Consider the following 16,317-nt stretch of genomic DNA (forward strand, 5'->3'; position numbering starts at 1 on the left):
CGATCGCGGGGTACGCTGTGGCTATGGCCAGGCGTCCTCCTCAAGACCCGTCGGATGAGCACGGGACCCGGTCCCCGCTGCGCGATCCTGTCGGCCCGAAGGATCGAAGCGTCTACGTGCGCCGCAGGATCGTTGTGCTTCTCGGCCTCGTCGCAGTGGTGACCGCGGTCGTGCTCATGATCGTGCGCCCCGGCTCTGATAGCGCGGTGACGAATGCCGGCAAAGTTGACGTTCCGAGTGATGTCTCCGAGAAACCAGCCGCAGATCCCGCCAAGGCAGGCGAGCCTGTCGCGTGTCCGACCTCCTCTCTTGAGGTCCTTGCGGTCACGGACCAGGGCTCGTACGGTGGGGGCGAACTGCCGCAGCTGTCGCTGTCGGTAAAGAACACCGGGGCGGAGGCGTGCATCGCCGACTTGGGTACCGCAGGCATGACATTTATCATTTCGAGTGGCAGCGACGACGTGTGGCGTTCGACAGACTGCCAGACCGAAGCGGACAACCTTCCCGTTGTGTTGAAGGCCGGGGAACTCCTCGAGACCGAGCCGATCGAGTGGGATCGCACACGCTCGAGCACGGAAACCTGCGACATCAGCAGAGATCCCGTTGGTGCGGACGGAGCCTCGTACCACCTCACCGCAGCGGTCGGCGGGGTCGCGAGCACCGACACTGCGCAGTTCCTCCTCTACTAGTTCTCTCACCGACGTACCGGCGCGAGACAGAACGCGAGACGCCCGCGTAGACTCACTGATATGACACAGCTGCCACCTGAACCAGGACAGAACGATCGGCCGAACGAAGACTCGGCGGCCTTCCCGGGAGACGGGGGAAGCGAACAGCAGACGTTCCACTCACCGCAGGGTGACGCGCAGCCAACGGGCCAGGCAGCGGCGGACGATCAGCAGGGCTACGCCTCGCAGCCTGAGTACCCGCAGCCTGAGTATGCGCAGCCGCAGTACGCGCAACCTGAGTATGCGCAGCCGCAGTACCCGCAGCCCGCCTTCGTTCAGCCCGGGCCGCAGCATCCCGGTTACCCGCAGCCGAGCTACCCGCAGCCGAGTTACTCGCAGCCGGGGCACGGAGCGGCAGGCCAGTACGGCCAGGTGGCTGCCCCGATGAACGTGCTCGCCATTCTTGGTTTCATCGGCGTGTTTTTCTTCGGACTCGTCGGCATCATACTGGGGCACATCTCGCTCAGCCAGATCAAGCGCACTGGGGAGCGTGGGCGTGGTCTCGCGCTCGCCGCGACGATCATCGGATACGCCCGCATCGTGGTGGACTTTTTGGCAGTGATGGCCTTCTTGACGTTCTTGGGGCTGTTCGGCGCGGCAGCAAGCGGGGTCGGCTCGTCGAGCAGTGGCGACTACAACTCGGACTACTTCGATGATGGCGATCACGGATCGTTCGACGGAGAGAATGACGGGATCGAGGACTTCTACGCTGACGCGCCCTGGGTCGGAACCGCAAACGAGGGGTTTTGCGCTGCGTTGATCAATCCCTCGGATCCACTCGGATCAGCGGCCTACTATGAGAATCTGATGACCTTCACCAACGATCCCGAGCTCATCGCGATGCTTGAGGCCCAAGCCAAGAACGCTGAAACAGCCCCTGGCGACCCTGTCGAAGACTCCAAGGAATGGATTGACAATTTCAGCGAGTGGAATGAGGCAAGTGCAGAACTCAGACTCGCGTGCCTGGGAGCGGACGAGACCCGCTAATTGTGGAGGTGACGCGCGCCGCTGAGCTGCGCGCGTCACTGGTGCTGGCTGCTCGCGACGGCCCGGCCCGCGGCGCGGCCCGAAAAGAGGCAACCGCCGAGAAAGGTTCCCTCGAGCGCGTTGTAACCGTGTACTCCGCCACCGCCGAATCCTGCGACCTCGCCGACTGCGTACAGGCCAGGGATGGGCGTGCCATCAGGGGCGAGTGCGCGTGAATTGAGATCAGTTTGGACCCCGCCAAGTGTTTTCCGGGTGAGCACGTGCAATCTGATCCCAACGAGGGGCCCTGCTGCGTCATCGAGCAGCTTATGCGGTTTCGTTGTGCGGGTGAGCTTATCGCCAAGGTACCTGCGTGAGTTATGCACGCTCATCGCCTGTGCATCTTTCGAGAACGGGTTCTCGAACTCTGCGTCTCGTGCGCGGATGACCTCGGCTACCTCTGCCGCGTTGAGCAGGGGCGTATCGGTGAGCGCGTTCATTTTCCCGACGAGCGCCGCGACGCTGTCTGCTGTCACGAAGTCTGCTCCGCGATCAATGAACGCCTGGACGGGGCCGGGCGCGCCCTTGCCGAGCCGTGTCTTCATAAGGAGTTTTTTGTCCCGGTTCGTGAGGTCGGGGTTTTGTTCCGAACCCGAAAGCGCGAACTCTTTTGCCGCGATGCGGCTGGTGACGATGAACCAGGAGTGGTCGTGCTCCGCGAGTCCGGGGAGCGTGCGGAGCAGCTTGAGCGTGCCGAGGGTGTCGTGGCCTGGTAGGCCTGGCGCCGGAAGTCTGCGCCCGAGCGCATCGATCCACAGCGGAGAGGGGCCCGGCAGGATCCGGATGGCGTGACCGGGCCACACGGGGGACCAGTTCTTGATGCCCTCCGTGTAGTGCCACATGCGATCCTGATTCACGAGGCGGGCGCCGGCGTCCGCGGTGATATCGATCATGCGGCCGTCGACGTAGGCTGGCACGCCTGTGACCATGTCGCGCGGTGGGGTGCCGAGTCGCTCGGGCCAGTGTTTGCGCACGAGCTCGTGATTGCCGCCAATTCCGCCGCTCGCGACAATCACCGCACCGGCGCGGAGCTCGAATTCTCCAGTTGCCTCGCGACTTGATGAGACGCCCCTGTCGCCGGTACTTGGCACGAGCACGGAACCGCGAACGCCGACGACGGCGCCGTTTTCGGTGATGAGTTCGTCCACCCTGTGGCGGTGCTTGATGGTGGTGCGCCCGGATTCGACGGCGTCGTGGGCGGCAGAGATAAACGGTGCAACCACGCCTGTGCCTGTGCCCCACGGCACGTGAAAGCGGGGAACCGAGTTGCCGTGGCCGGTCGCGCTGAGGTCCCCGCGCTCGGCCCACCCCACCATCGGGGTGAGTTCGATGCCGAGTTCGCGGAGCCACTCGCGCTTCTCGGACGCGGCCCACTCGACGTATGCGCGGCCCCAGCGCGCGGCCCAGCTGTCTTCTGGGTGCTCGCCCTCGAGGCGATCCCACTGCGCGCTGCCCTGCCAGTCCTGCCAAGCGAGCTCGAACGAGTCTTTCACGCCGAGCCTGCGCTGCTCGGGGGAGTTCACGAGGAAGAGTCCGCCGAACGACCACCATGCCTGTCCGCCGAGATCCTGCGGACCCTCCTGGTCGAGGATGATGGTGCGCAGCCCTGCGCGGTAGGCCTCTCGCGCGGCGACGAGACCAGAGAGCCCAGCACCTACGACAATGACATCAGCGTCCATGTCGCCATGCTACGCCCCGTTGCTGCCCTCGGCGAACTCTTGTGTTCGTGTTTGGCCGGTGAGTGACTGGATCGCGGACATCATGCGCTCGGTGGCTTCTCGTCGACCGTGGCTGCCGGGGAGATCGCTGAGACCGCTGAGATCGATGGGGTCGCCGAAGTGACATGCGACGCGCGGGCGCCTGCCTGAGCGCGGATCGCGGAGCTTGCGGTTCGTTCCTTGCACGCCGACGGGAACGACGGTCGCTCCTGTCGCTAGCGCAAGCCAGGCTGCTCCGCTCTTCCCGCGGTACAGCCGGCCATCGTGGGATCGGCTTCCCTCGGGGAAGACCACGAAGACGCTCCCAGCGTCGAGTACGTCTTTGCCTGCTTGGAGCGCGAGCTGCGAATCTGAGGCCGAGGCGCGCTCAACGGGTACGGCGCCAATTCCCCGGAAAAACCAGCCGCGGATTGCGCCAGAGAAGAGCGAGGCCTTCGCGAGGAATTGCACTTTGCGGGGCGCGAAGGATGCGATGAGTACCGTGTCGAGCATCGACAGGTGGTTGCTGACGAGCAGGACGGGACCCTCACTGGGGAATGCGTCTCGCCCCGTCACGCGCGGGCGATACAGCAGCCACAGGAGCGGGGTGAGCACGGCCCGTCCGACGAAGAACACGGCGCCGGGGCGGGCAGGCTGTACAGCGGAAGTCACCGCAAAAGCTTAGCCTTCCATTGGTGCATCCTGTGATCGACCCTGACGCTGCGCCTCGATCAGAGCGAGCTCACCGCGGCGGGAGAACCAGGTGGGGGTAGTCCTGCTCCCTGTGCTGGAAGTCGAGAATCGCTCGGTTCACGATGACACCGTTGCGGATCTCGATTGCGTGCGCGATCGTCGGGTCGTCATCCCATGCGTCTGGGGCAGCCATGACGGTGTCGAGGAACGGCAACAGCGCCGCGCTGTTCTCCCAGCTCGCTGAGTTCCAGAGGTACGAGGGGCTGTGGTCGACCGCGTAATAGGTGACCCCGTGCGCGAGGGGAACCGTCGGCTCGGCAAATGTCGTCGGGCGAGCCCAGGTGAACGCCATCCCCGCGTCGCAGGAAACGTCAATAATCAGGCTTCCCTGGCGAAACTTGGCGAGGTCGTCCTCGCACAGGTACATCACCGGCGCGTTCGGGTCCTGGAAGGTGCAGTTCACCACGATGTCGCTCTCCGCGAGGAATGCCGACACGGCGACTTCCCCCGTCTCGCGAGTGACCTGCTCCACAAATGGGCCATCCTCATGGTCGAAGTGCACCATCTCGACCGAGTGAATCGGGGAGGCGACAGCGGCGACCGCGCGGCTCGTGAGTACGCGGACGTCGGTAATGCCGTGTGCGTTGAGCGCGGTCACGGCACCACGAGCGGTCGCGCCGAAGCCGATCACTGTGGCACTCATGCGCCTCCCGTAGTTTCCGGTGACGCCCTGAAGTTCGAGGGCATGCAGCACTGAACAATAGCCGGCGAGCTCATTGTTCGCGTGGAACACGTGCAGGTTGAATGACCCGTCTTCGTGCCAATGGTTCATTTGCTCGAACGCGATAAGCGTGAGCTGTTTGTCGATCGCAATTTGAGTGAGTCCCGCGTCCTGCACGCAGTGCGGCCAACCCCACAGGGTCTGGCCAGTGCGCAGCGCCGCGAGGTCCTCGTGCTGCGGCTTCGGGATGAGTACGATGTCGGGTCCCGAGAGCGTGTCCTCCCTGGAGGCAACGCGCGAAAACTGCCTCGCGAGTTCAGCGTCTGAGACGCCGAAACGAAGTCCGTATCCGGTTTCGATGGTGATGCGTGCGCGAAGCTCGGCAGGGATCCGATCAAAATGGTCTGGGTGGATCGGCACACGGCGCTCATCTGCTTTGAGTGAGGTTCCGATCAAGCCGAGTGTTGCCCCGCCCTGTGAAATAGCGGGGGAGAGTTGGTCGTACTGCTCGTTCATGAGGTCCGTTCGCGGGGCCGCCGTGGCCCCTCACCCCGCAACCGTACTCGCCTGGCCTGTGCCGCTCTCAGGTCAGCGGCGCTGCGTCGTGCGTTGACCGACCAACGCAGCGCGCGTTCCGCGAGCGTTAGCCGGCATAGTCGGGCGCTGCTTGCAGCCCGAAGAACTCTTCGAGCGTTGCTACGTCTTGCGCGCGGAGTTCCTGCGCAAGCGCAACACCGACGTAACGGTAATGCCACGGCTCGAAGTGATAGCCGGTCGTTCCCTCTGCGCCGTCGGGGTAGCGCATCGTGAAGCCGAACTCTGCTGCGCGCTTCTGCAACCACGTCCCGGCGGCGGTGTCAGCGAAGCAGGTGTCGAGTGTGCAGTCGTCGTCGCCCCCGAAGTCTGCGGTGAGCCCGGTTTGATGTTCAGAGTGGCCGGGCCGCGCCGAGGTAGTGTCGGCGTAGGCCTGACCTTGGTTAGCCACAAAACTGCCGTACACACTCACCTGTGTGTCGTAGTCGCGGTACGCGCTCACAATATGAAGCGCGACGCCGTCTGCGGCTGCGGCGGCAACCATCTCCTCTGTCGCGGTTGCGGCGACTGCGCGAAGCGGCTGGCCGTTCGTGCTGGCCACATTGGGAACAACAAGATCAGTAGGGGCGTACGACTGCGGATTGAGCGGTCGCAGCTTGTTGACGATCACCCAGATTGAGTCGGAGTCGTCGATTGAGTATGCGGTCTTATCGAACGCGTTCGCATCCGGGGCACTCGTCTCAGGAGCGGGGGACTCCGCATCGGGCGTCGGTGATGGCTTGCCCGACGGCTCCGGCGTTGAAGGGTCTGGTCCTGGCTCGGGTGCGCACGAAGTGAGCAATCCTGCAGCGAGCAGGCTCGCGGCTGCAAAGCCCACAATGCGTGCGAATGAGGTAAACCGTGGAGCCGTCATGTTAGTCAGCCTAACGCGGGAGATGCTGGTCCAATCTGGAGAATCGGGGAGCAATATCTCCGGGAGGTCATGGGACGCTGCCAAGTTTGACAGAATGAGGGCATGGTGATCGGAACCGCAGACCTCCCAGACCCCGACGGTCCTGAAGACCGGCCAGCTCCGGCAGGAAACCCCGGCTGGCTCAACGACGACGAGCTCGCGTTCGTTCGGGGGCGGATTCCCGTGCTCTACGTGGAAGCGGTCCCAGTCCGACTCGACGGGCTTGGGAAGATTATCGAGGTAGGGCTTCTGCTCCGCAGCACTTCTGACGGGCACCTGACGCGGGCCTTCGTCTCGGGGCGCGTGCGATTTGGGGAGCCGTTGCGTGAAGCGCTCTACAGGCACCTTGAGAATGACCTCGGTCCGATGGCGTTTCCGCAGATGCCGACGTCGCTCATGCCCGCACAGGTGGCGGAGTATTTCCCAATGCCGGGTATCTCTCAGTTTGTCGATGAACGCCAGCACGCCGTGTCGCTCGTGTACGTTGTTCCGGTCACGGGAAGCTGTGACCCGCGTCAGGACGCACTCGAAGTGACCTGGATGTCCCCGGAAGACGCGCTCGCCGCAGATACCATCAATGAGTTCCCCGGTGGCCGGGGTGCACTACTCCGGCAGGTGCTCAGCAGCGTCGGTTGCTAACGCCCCTCACTCCGGCGTGACCCGCGCGCTGCTTCCGCCGCGTACGCGGCGACCGTAGTGGCGATCGCGGACGCCCACGGCGTCGCCCGCACTCCGAGGTCACGCTCGGAGTCGCGTGCGTCGACGGTAAACGGCGAGTTGAACTGGTATGACACACGCTCCACCTCACGCATCTGTGGGCTGACGAGCCCGAGACCGCGCAGCGCGATCGGGGGGACGCCGCGCACCCGCCCGGTTGCGCCCGCCAGCGCTGAGACCTCGCGGGCGATCTCCTGCTGGGAGCACGCGTGGCTCGGCACGAGCCACGGCCTGCCAAAGTGGTCGTCCGTGGCGTCTGCGACCGCCACAAGGGTCGTCGCGATATCAGGGATGTAGCTCCAGGCGTGCGGTTGCGTAGGGTCGCCAACGCACCACGCGGTTTTCCCGCCGAGTAGCGGCGCGAAGAAGCGCCGCCCGAGGTGCGCGGTCGGCCCAGCGCCCGGCCCGAAGTAGTCGCTCGCGCGCACCTCAGCTGCGCGAATGTCACCGCGGTCGTGCGCGGCCTTGAGTGATTCCCAGCCGGCCTGACGGATCCGTCCCTTCGATTCGACGGGCCGCGGTGGGTCCTGTGTCGTCATCGACCCCGAGACTCTGCCGTGTGCGTAGAGATTTCCCATCAGGACGAGCCGTGCGCCGGTGTCGCGCGCGGCCGCGCTTGCCGCGGCGAAGACAGGCGGCCAGGCGTCTGCCCAATCGGGGTACGGCGGGTTCGTGCACACGAAAATGGTGTCGGCATCGCGCGCGAGCTCGGTTATCGCTGGGGCGTCTGCCGCGTCGGCGATGGTGCTGTGGGCGCCAGGGAGCCGGGTGCCGCTTCGGCTGGCAACGCGCACGGTGTCGCCGCGGGCGACGAGTGTGTCCGCGAGGGCGGTGCCAATGAGGCCTGCTCCGAGAATGAGGTGGGTGCGCATGTGATCTCCTGCAGGGGTCATAAATCGAGAGCGGTGCTCTCTGAGGGTACGGTGAAGCGCTGCAATTTGCAAGAGCAGTGCTCTCTGAGTGTTGCGAGTGCCCAATTGTTCTCCCCGGCACCACGGGGGAGAATGGGGGAATGGCATCTCCCCGTTCCTCCCAGTCAGCCGACCAGCATGTCGATGGCGAGGCTCCGAAGGGCCGGTCCGCCTCGGCGCGGACTCCCAGGCAGCACCACCGCGAGGTCACCGAACGTGAGATTGTCGCTCGTGCAACGGCCCAGCTCGCCGAGGTTGGGCCGACGGGACTCTCGCTGCGGAAGATCGCCCGCGAGATGGATCTCGTCTCTTCGGCCGTATACCGCTATTTTCCAAGCAGGGATGCGTTGCTCACCCGGCTTATTCTCGACGGGTTCAACGACTACGGTCGCGCGGTCGAAGTCGCCGAAGCGGAGGTTCCCCGCGAGCACTACGGCGCCCGATTCAGGGCCGCAACGGGCGAACTGCGGGCCTGGGCGCTCACGCACCCCAACAGCTACGCGCTCATCTACGGTTCGCCGGTACCCGGCTACCACGCGCCACAAGAGACGATTGCCGCGGCGAGCCGTGCGGGGATCGTGCTCATGCGCATCCTCGAAGACGCGCAGGCCGCCGGGCACGTCTTTCCCTCGGCATCAGCGATGCACGCTCAGGGAGACACAGTTGCACCCCTCCGAGACACACTCGGACCCTCACTCGAGCCGGGTACGATCGCACTCGGTGTCGACGCATGGAGCCACCTGATGGGCCTCGTCTCATTCGAGACGTTCGGACAGTACCGCAATATGATCTCCGACACGGCCCGCTTCTATGAGGCTGCCGTCGAGGATGCGATCGCGAGCTTCGGGCTCTAACGGACGCCGACGGCCGCAGCTACGACCGGCGTTGCCACGCGATGAGGTGCGCGCGCGAAAAGCCTCGCGCGCACTTCGCACACGAGGCCTCTCGAACGGGCTTGCGGAACCTGAAGTGTTCGTGCCCGCCTGGGCAGTGCCCGATCCACGGCGCACGCTCGTGCGCAATTTCGCCCTCGTGGGTTCGCCCTCCGACGTATCCGAGCTCGCGCGCCACACGCTGCCACTTCGCCCCGTGCGCCGCGGCAGGGCCAGCGAGCGCGTGGGCAACCTCGTGGAGCAGCACCTGGTGAATCTCATCGTCTTCGAACTTCTCGGCGAGATACTTCGAGACGGTAATGCGTTTGTCCGTGTAATTGCAGAGGCCGGCACGCCGCTTCGCGTTGTCGAACCCGAACGTCCACGCACCCGCACCAAAGTGGGGGTCGAGGTGGTGCCGAATGAGCGCGTCGGCCCAACCGCGCACGCGCTGCAACTCACTCACGGTCAGCCGCCAAAGATGCCGGGAGTTGGTGCGGGGGAATCGACAGCAGTCTGGTCGGTTACCGGTTTTGTTGACCCGATGAGCTCGGAGAGTTCGCGGTCGGCGAGTAGGCGCGCAGGGTGCGGCCCTCCAGCGAGCAGGCGTGGCAGCCAATCAAGCTCGCTGTCTCGCGATCCAGTGGGGCTGTTCGACGCGATGATGACTACGTTTCCGAAGCGTCGCCCTTTGAGTACCTGCGGCTCGGCGATCGCCGCAACGTCAGTGAACATTGAGCGCAGCGTTGCCAGTTGCCCGCGAACGAAGGGGAGACCCCTTCCGTCCGCCGCGTTGACGACCACGAGCCCGTTGGGAGCCAGGAGCGGCCGAACCAGCTCGTAGAACTCGATGCTTGAGACGTGAGCCGGTGTCTGCGAGCCGGAAAAGATGTCGACGATGACGAGGTCCATCGCGCCATGCATTCCAGCCGGAAGCCTGCCGATCACCTCGCGGGCATCGCCATGGCGGACCCGGATGCTCGCGCGCTTTGGTAGCGGCGCTGCCTCACGCACGAGATCAACGAGGGCGCTCTCCAACTCGATCACCTGCTGCCGGCTCCCTGGGCGAGTCGCCTCGACATAGCGCGGCAGAGAAAACGCGCCCCCGCCGAGGTGGAGCGCCGAGATTGGGGCGCCAGGCGTGCGGAATAGGTCGATGACATGGCCGATCCGACGCATGTACTCAAAAAAACAGGTCCGACGGGTCGTCAAGATTGACGTGCGACTGTGGAGTCCCGTCAATCACGAGTTCGATCGCACCATCGACCCAGCGGTCTTTCTGGATGGAGGCGGTGCGCCCTGATGCGAGTGTGACGGGAGGGGGGAGGATCACACCAGCCCAAGCTCGGTGAGCTTCGCCCGCATGTCTGCGTCGCTCGGCTCGACCTGGTGGGTGCCATCGGGGTAGGTGATCACCGGGATATTCTTGCGGCCGCTGATGTCCTCTGCGACGTCTGCGGCCTCGGGGGTCGCCACGAGGTCGATCCACTCGAAGGCGACGTTTGCCTCGCCGAATACTCGCTTGGCACGACGGCAATCGCCGCACCAATCGGCGCCAAACACGCGGATGCTGGGGGTCTCGGTCTGCTGCGTCTCGCTCATGCTGCCAATCTTACGGATTTCCGGCCCGCCAGGGGAGGAGTGGGCGGGGCTGTGGATTACTTGACTCGGGTGCGCTGCCAGATGCGCTGTGCGATCACCGCAGCCGCGATGCCGAGCAGCGCTCCCGCGACGGTGTCACTCAGCCAGTGCACACTGAGGGCGGCGCGGCTCCACATCATCGCGAGAATCCAGCAAACCGCTGCGATCCAGGCCCAGGTGACCGAGGAACGGTTCACAAACGTTGCCCCTCGACGGTAGATCGACGAGACAGCGTAGGCAACGGACACCGCGAGAGCCGCCGCACCCATCGAATGCCCGGAAGGATACGAGTACCCGTCCCACGCGTACAGTGCATCGAGCGGCCGTGGCCGTGCTACCAGGTGCTTCGCGAGCTCTGAGAGCACAACGCCGAGGACGAGCGCGGTCGCAAGCGCGCCGGCTTCACGACCGAAGTGCCTCGTGAGGAGCAGCGCGCACGCCACGACACCGCACGCGACCACGCCAACACCCGACCCGATCTCTGCAAGGAAAGCAGCGACGGTAAACGATACGGAGACAGGAGTCAGTCGCGTTGCGTCACGCCAGGCCACGTCGATTGGGAGCGGCCCGCTGCTGCCGAAATGAAAATAGGCACCAAGCCCCGCGACGGCGAGAATCGCGACGACAGCCCAGGCAATACCTGGCGTCGCGGGCTTGGAACTCATGCACTACACAGTATCCGCCAAGCCTGCCCGATCCCTGGCAGGCGGCCTTGCCTTCGCTGAGAGGCGCAGGCCGCGGAGCGCGGTGGCGCGGAAGTGCCGAGCCGACGCGAACTATCCCTGTTTCGGGTCGTAAGGATCGGTCGGGCGCGGCCCCCACTGCGGTGCGGCTGGGGGAGTCTGCTGCCAGTGCGCCGGGGCCGCCTGAGCCGCGGGCGCTGGGGGAGGCGTCACGAACGGGTCGGCGAGATGCGCCGGGGCGTAGCCCCGTGCGCGGCCTGCGTGGAAGTTCTGCAGCGAGGCCGCCAGCTATTCTGTTCGGACACGCACGTCGAGGTAGACAGTGGAACAGAGCGCCGCGGCGATTGGCGTGACCACAGCCGTCACGAGCGACACGGGCACCCCGGCAAGATACGCAGTGAGGAAGCGCTGGGGTGTGACGCCGTCTTCCCAAATGGCAAACGGGAAGGCGGTGTTCGTGATCAGCGTGGTCAGGTAGACGAGCACGAACATCGCAGCGCCGGCGATCAGCCCCAACACGAGCTGCAGACCGACGATCCGCCACGCGCTGTGTCGGGTGAGCGCCCACGAGCGGCGAATTGAGGCCCACACGGGGGTTCCCTCGAACACGATCACGCTCACGGCGAGCGAGATTCGCGCTGCGAGCCACAGGAGGGGAATGCACAGGGCGACGATGACGAGCACCACCAAGATGACAAACCCCGCGGCCGAGGAGATGAATGCCGAGGCGATCCCCAAGACCAGCATCGCAACGAAGAAGCCGACGAAGCCGCCGACAAAGCCCGCGGCGAAAGCGAATCCGATCACCAGTCCGCCGTAGCCGAGCAGCCTACCGAGCGCGGGGCGAGTGTGTGCCCACAGTTCGCGCGCGGTGCCGCGGTGTCCGAGCGTTTCCAGCCGCACGTTGTTCGCGACGACGCCCTGCAGCACGGAGCCGCCGAGCGCGGTGACAATCGCCTGCACGATCGTAACGAGGCCGGTCACCATGGCGATCGTGAACGACTGCGTTGCCAGCCCGTACGAGCTGTTGAGCCCGGGGGAGAAAACGTCGAGCAGGCCGAGGCTCGAGCTCGCCGCGTCGCTGACCGCCGTCGAGATCCCAAAGAGTAGGTGAACCGCGAGCGGCATGAGCACGAGCCAGAGGAGTACCGGGCGCGGGTTGCGCGTGAGCGAGGAGAAACCCCTGCTAAGGATTTCGCCAAACCCCAGCGGGCCTGGGGAGAGTGGGGCGACGGGAAGGCCCACCGCGCTCGGAAGGTGGGCTGGGGCTGGAGTGGTCACTCGCTTCACTGCTCCTGACGGAATGGGAGGGCTCGTGGCCCCGAAACGCACCCCAGTCTGGCACGGGGCGCAACGTGGCTAAACCAGCGGGAGGATGCCCTTGTCAGAGGATCACGATGGTGTTACAGTAGAAAGCTGCACTATGGACACGAGTCTGCCTTCATATAGCGGAAGGCCCCGGGAGTTGGCGCGCAGGCGCATATGAACCCCGTGTGACCCAAGAGCAATTCTTCGCAAGACCAAGTCAACCGGCCCGACGGGGCCCACGGAGGTACTTCCTTGGCTGCTGCGCCCAACGCATCGTCCACCAATAACCCGAAGAACGGTCGCAATCACTCGCGACTCTCATTCGCCAAGATTTCCGACACGCTGTCGGTGCCGAACCTTCTGGCACTCCAGCTCGAGAGCTTTGATTGGCTCGTCGGTAACGACGCGTGGGTAACCCGCGTCAAAGAGGCACAGGCTCAGGGGCGCGATGACATCGCGCTGAAGAGCGGCCTCGAGGAGATCTTCGAAGAGATGTCTCCGATTGAGGACAACGCTGGCACCATGCAGCTGTCCTTCGAGAACCCGATTCTCGACGAGCAGAAGTTCTCGATTGACGAGTGCAAGGAGCGCGGTAAGACGTACTCGGCACCCCTCTACGTCGAGGCGGCCTTCTACAACACCGAGACCCAGGTTCTGAAGAGCCAGACGGTCTACATGGGCGACTTCCCGCTCATGACCGACAAGGGCACGTTCATCATCAACGGCACCGAGCGCGTCATCGTCTCGCAGCTCGTTCGTTCGCCAGGCGTCTACTTCGAGCGGCAGCAGGAGAAGACCTCCGATAAGGACGTCTTCTCGGCACGCGTAATCCCGAGCCGTGGCGCATGGCTCGAGTTCGAAATCGACAAGCGCGACCAGGTCGGCGTGCGTATCGACCGCAAGCGTAAGCAGTCGGTCACCGTCTTCCTCAAGGCGCTCGGCATGACCACGAGCGAAATCCTCGAGGAGTTCGCCGGTTACGAGTCCATCGCGCTCACGCTCGAGAAGGACGGCATCGTCGAGAAGGAGGGTGTCAGCCTTCAGGAGGAAGCCCTCAAGGACATCTACCGCAAGCAGCGCCCGGGCGAGCAGGTTGCGATCGAGGCTGCGCGTGCGCTCCTCGACAACAGCTACTTCAACTCGAAGCGCTACGACCTCGCGAAGGTTGGCCGCTACAAGATCAACCGCAAGCTTGGTCTTGAAGCGCCGATCACCGACTCGGTGCTCTCGCTCGAGGACATCGTCGCGACGATCAAGTACCTCGTTGGCCTCCACGCAGGAACGGAGACCCTCCCGGGTCACCGCGACGGCAAGGAAATCGACGTCCGTCTTGACACCGACGACATCGACCACTTCGGTAACCGTCGTATTCGCGCCGTAGGTGAGCTCATCCAGAACCAGGTCCGCACCGGCCTGAGCCGCATGGAGCGCGTCGTTCGCGAGCGTATGACCACGCAGGACATCGAAGCAATCACGCCGAACACCCTGATCAACACGCGCCCTGTGCTCGCGGCGATCAAGGAGTTCTTCGGTACTTCGCAGCTGTCGCAGTTCATGGATCAGAACAACCCGCTCGCGGGCCTGACGAACAAGCGTCGTCTGTCTGCGCTCGGCCCCGGCGGTCTTTCACGTGACCGCGCAGGCGTCGAGGTGCGAGACGTTCACCCGTCGCACTACGGCCGCATGTGCCCCATTGAGACCCCTGAAGGCCCGAACATTGGTCTGATCGGTGCGCTCGCAACGTTCGCTCGCATCAACGCGTTCGGCTTCATCGAGACCCCGTACCGCCGCATCGTCGACGGCACCGTCACCGATCAGGTCGATTACCTCACCGCGCACGAAGAGGACGAGTTCCTCATCGCGCAGGCTGGCGCTCCGATCGACAAGGACGGCAAGTTCGCCGACAAGCAGGTCCTCGCACGCCCCCGTGGCTCCGAGGTGCAGCTCGTTGACGCCGACACCGTGCAGTACATGGACGTTTCCGCGCGCCAGATGGTGTCGGTCGCGACCTCGCTCATCCCGTTCCTCGAGCACGACGATGCAAACCGCGCGCTCATGGGCGCGAACATGCAGCGTCAGGCTGTGCCGCTCGTCCGCTCCGAGTCGCCGCTCGTCGGCACCGGCATGGAGGGCTACGCAGCAATCGACGCGGGTGACGTCATCGTTGCAGAGAAGGCCGGCGTCGTAACCGACGTCTCGGCTGACTTCGTGAGCATCACGCTCGACGAGGGTGGCACGAAGAAGTACTACATGCGCAAGTTCGACCGCTCGAACCAGGGCACGAACTACAACCACCGCGTCATCGTCAAGGCTGGCGAGCGGATCGAGGCCGGCGAGGTCATCGCAGACGGCCCAGCTACCGAGAACGGTGAGCTCGCGCTCGGCAAGAACCTCCTCGTGGCGTTCATGCCGTGGGAGGGTCACAACTTCGAGGACGCGATCATCCTCAGCCAGAACCTCGTGAAGGACGACACGCTGTCGTCGATCCACATCGAGGAGTACGACGTTGATGCTCGCGACACCAAGCTCGGCAAGGAAGAGATCACCCGTGATCTCCCCAACGCCAGCATGGAGGCGCTGAAGGATCTCGACGAGCGCGGCATCATCCGCATCGGCGCAGAGGTCAACCCGGGCGACATCCTCGTCGGCAAGGTCACGCCGAAGGGCGAGACCGAGCTCTCGGCCGAGGAGCGACTGCTCCGCGCGATCTTCAACGAGAAGAGCCGCGAAGTTCGCGACACCTCGCTGAAGGTTCCGCACGGCGTTGCAGGCACCGTCACCTCCGTCAAGGTATTCGACGCGGAGAACGACAACGATGACGACCTCGGCTCTGGCGTCAACCAGCGCGTGGTTGTCTACATTGCGCAGAAGCGTAAGATCACCGAGGGTGACAAGCTTGCAGGCCGTCACGGCAACAAGGGCGTCATCTCGAAGATCCTCCCCGTCGAGGACATGCCGTTCCTTGAGGACGGTACCCCGGTAGACGTGATCCTCAACCCGCTCGGTATCCCGGGCCGCATGAACTTCGGCCAGGTGCTCGAAGTTCACCTCGGCTGGATCGCGAAGCAGGGCTGGAAGATCGACGGCAACCCGGAGTGGGCTGCGAAGCTCGCGAAGGCATCGCTGCAGGCAGAGCCTGGCACGAAGGTCGCGACCCCAGTGTTCGACGGCGCGTCCGAGATCGAGATCGCAGGTCTGCTCGACTCGACCACGCCGAACCGTGATGGTGAGCGCCTTATTGACTCGACCGGTAAGACCCGTCTGTTCGACGGTCGTTCAGGCGAGCCGTACCCGTACCCGATCTCCGTCGGTTACATGTACATCCTGAAGCTCCACCACCTCGTGGACGACAAGATCCACGCGCGTTCGACCGGACCGTACTCGATGATCACCCAGCAGCCGCTCGGTGGTAAGGCGCAGTTCGGCGGCCAGCGCTTCGGTGAGATGGAAGTGTGGGCCCTCGAGGCCTACGGTGCAGCGTACGCGCTCCAGGAGCTGCTCACGGTGAAGTCGGATGACATTCTCGGTCGCGTGAAGGTCTACGAGGCCATCGTCCGCGGCGAGAACATCCCAGAGCCGGGCGTCCCCGAGTCGTTCCGCGTGCTCATGAAGGAGATGCAGTCGCTCTGCCTGAACGTCGAGGTGCTCGGAGCAGACGGCAACGCCGTCAGCCTGCGCGACAACGACGACGAGGCACACCGCACCGCGGAAGAGCTCGGCATTAACCTTTCCACGCGCTTCGAGGCAGCTTCGGCTGACGAGATCTAAGTTGGCTAGGCCCCGCCTGCGGGCGGGGCGCCAGCCGCTTCAGAATTTTTACGTTTTCATCCAAGG

Annotated in this window: 14 protein-coding genes and 1 pseudogene; 5 read left to right on the forward strand and 10 right to left on the reverse strand. The window is 64.6% G+C overall.

Translation table 11 applies throughout. The features are described 5' to 3' along the window. Window positions 1–23: 23 nt before the first annotated feature. Together SD72_RS12025 and SD72_RS18495 are read left to right on the forward strand one after the other, a co-directional pair. Window positions 24–689 carry a hypothetical protein gene (locus SD72_RS12025; protein WP_042544713.1) on the forward strand — a complete coding sequence of 222 codons (666 nt, stop codon included), beginning with the start codon at window positions 24–26 and terminating at the stop codon, window positions 687–689. 60 nt (window positions 690–749) lie between these two features. Continuing rightward, window positions 750–1,715 (forward strand): DUF4190 domain-containing protein, encoded by a 966-nt coding sequence (locus SD72_RS18495; protein ID WP_052492654.1) that lies wholly within the window; start codon window positions 750–752, stop codon window positions 1,713–1,715. 35 nt (window positions 1,716–1,750) lie between these two features. On the opposite strand, the gene SD72_RS12035 is transcribed toward SD72_RS18495, so the two are convergent. From SD72_RS12035 to SD72_RS12050, 4 genes are all read right to left on the reverse strand, one after another. After that, window positions 1,751–3,433 (reverse strand): FAD-binding dehydrogenase, encoded by a 1,683-nt coding sequence (locus SD72_RS12035; RefSeq protein ID WP_042544714.1) that lies wholly within the window; start codon window positions 3,431–3,433, stop codon window positions 1,751–1,753. A gap of 9 nt (window positions 3,434–3,442) precedes the next feature. Next, a complete protein-coding gene (locus tag SD72_RS12040) occupies window positions 3,443–4,123 on the reverse strand; it encodes a lysophospholipid acyltransferase family protein (protein ID WP_042544715.1) in 681 nt (226 codons plus the stop codon). Between the two features lie 70 nt (window positions 4,124–4,193). Then, window positions 4,194–5,381, reverse strand: a complete 1,188-nt coding sequence (locus tag SD72_RS12045; RefSeq protein WP_042544716.1) for a N(5)-(carboxyethyl)ornithine synthase — start codon at window positions 5,379–5,381, stop codon at window positions 4,194–4,196. Between the two features lie 127 nt (window positions 5,382–5,508). Beyond that, on the reverse strand, window positions 5,509–6,312 hold the full coding sequence (locus tag SD72_RS12050; protein WP_042544717.1) for a M15 family metallopeptidase: 804 nt from the start codon (window positions 6,310–6,312) through the stop codon (window positions 5,509–5,511). A gap of 102 nt (window positions 6,313–6,414) precedes the next feature. Here SD72_RS12050 and SD72_RS12055 point away from each other — a divergent pair, with 102 nt between their 5' ends. After that, window positions 6,415–6,990, forward strand: a complete 576-nt coding sequence (locus SD72_RS12055) for a DUF4916 domain-containing protein (RefSeq protein ID WP_042544718.1) — start codon at window positions 6,415–6,417, stop codon at window positions 6,988–6,990. Here SD72_RS12055 and SD72_RS12060 read toward each other — a convergent pair. Beyond that, entirely contained in the window at window positions 6,987–7,940 is a 954-nt protein-coding gene (locus SD72_RS12060; RefSeq protein ID WP_042544719.1) for an NAD-dependent epimerase/dehydratase family protein, read from the reverse strand. The genes SD72_RS12055 and SD72_RS12060 overlap by 4 nt on opposite strands. 140 nt (window positions 7,941–8,080) lie before the next feature. Here SD72_RS12060 and SD72_RS12065 point away from each other — a divergent pair, with 140 nt between their 5' ends. After that, window positions 8,081–8,833 carry a TetR/AcrR family transcriptional regulator gene (locus tag SD72_RS12065; RefSeq protein ID WP_084767185.1) on the forward strand — a complete coding sequence of 251 codons (753 nt, stop codon included), beginning with the start codon at window positions 8,081–8,083 and terminating at the stop codon, window positions 8,831–8,833. Window positions 8,834–8,852: 19 nt separating this feature from the next. On the opposite strand, the gene SD72_RS12070 is transcribed toward SD72_RS12065, so the two are convergent. From SD72_RS12070 to SD72_RS12090, 5 genes and pseudogenes are all read right to left on the reverse strand, one after another. Beyond that, on the reverse strand, window positions 8,853–9,317 hold the full coding sequence (locus SD72_RS12070) for a SprT-like domain-containing protein (protein ID WP_042544720.1): 465 nt from the start codon (window positions 9,315–9,317) through the stop codon (window positions 8,853–8,855). A 2-nt stretch (window positions 9,318–9,319) separates the two neighbouring features. Then, window positions 9,320–10,184, reverse strand: a pseudogene (locus tag SD72_RS12075) (spermidine synthase). Beyond that, window positions 10,181–10,453 (reverse strand): glutaredoxin domain-containing protein, encoded by a 273-nt coding sequence (locus SD72_RS12080; RefSeq protein ID WP_042544721.1) that lies wholly within the window; start codon window positions 10,451–10,453, stop codon window positions 10,181–10,183. The pseudogene SD72_RS12075 and the gene SD72_RS12080 overlap by 4 nt, the downstream one beginning before the upstream one ends. Window positions 10,454–10,509: 56 nt before the next feature. After that, window positions 10,510–11,157, reverse strand: coding sequence for a phosphatase PAP2 family protein (locus SD72_RS12085; RefSeq protein ID WP_042544722.1), 648 nt, complete (start codon window positions 11,155–11,157; stop codon window positions 10,510–10,512). A 306-nt stretch (window positions 11,158–11,463) separates the two neighbouring features. Continuing rightward, entirely contained in the window at window positions 11,464–12,456 is a 993-nt protein-coding gene (locus tag SD72_RS12090; RefSeq protein ID WP_157000564.1) for a glycerophosphoryl diester phosphodiesterase membrane domain-containing protein, read from the reverse strand. A gap of 279 nt (window positions 12,457–12,735) precedes the next feature. Here SD72_RS12090 and rpoB point away from each other — a divergent pair, with 279 nt between their 5' ends. After that, window positions 12,736–16,251, forward strand: coding sequence for a DNA-directed RNA polymerase subunit beta (gene rpoB / locus SD72_RS12095; RefSeq protein WP_042544724.1), 3,516 nt, complete (start codon window positions 12,736–12,738; stop codon window positions 16,249–16,251). Window positions 16,252–16,317 lie beyond the last annotated feature (66 nt).

The organism is Leucobacter komagatae (assembly GCF_000834055.1).
In the GTDB taxonomy this organism is placed as follows: domain Bacteria; phylum Actinomycetota; class Actinomycetes; order Actinomycetales; family Microbacteriaceae; genus Leucobacter; species Leucobacter komagatae_A.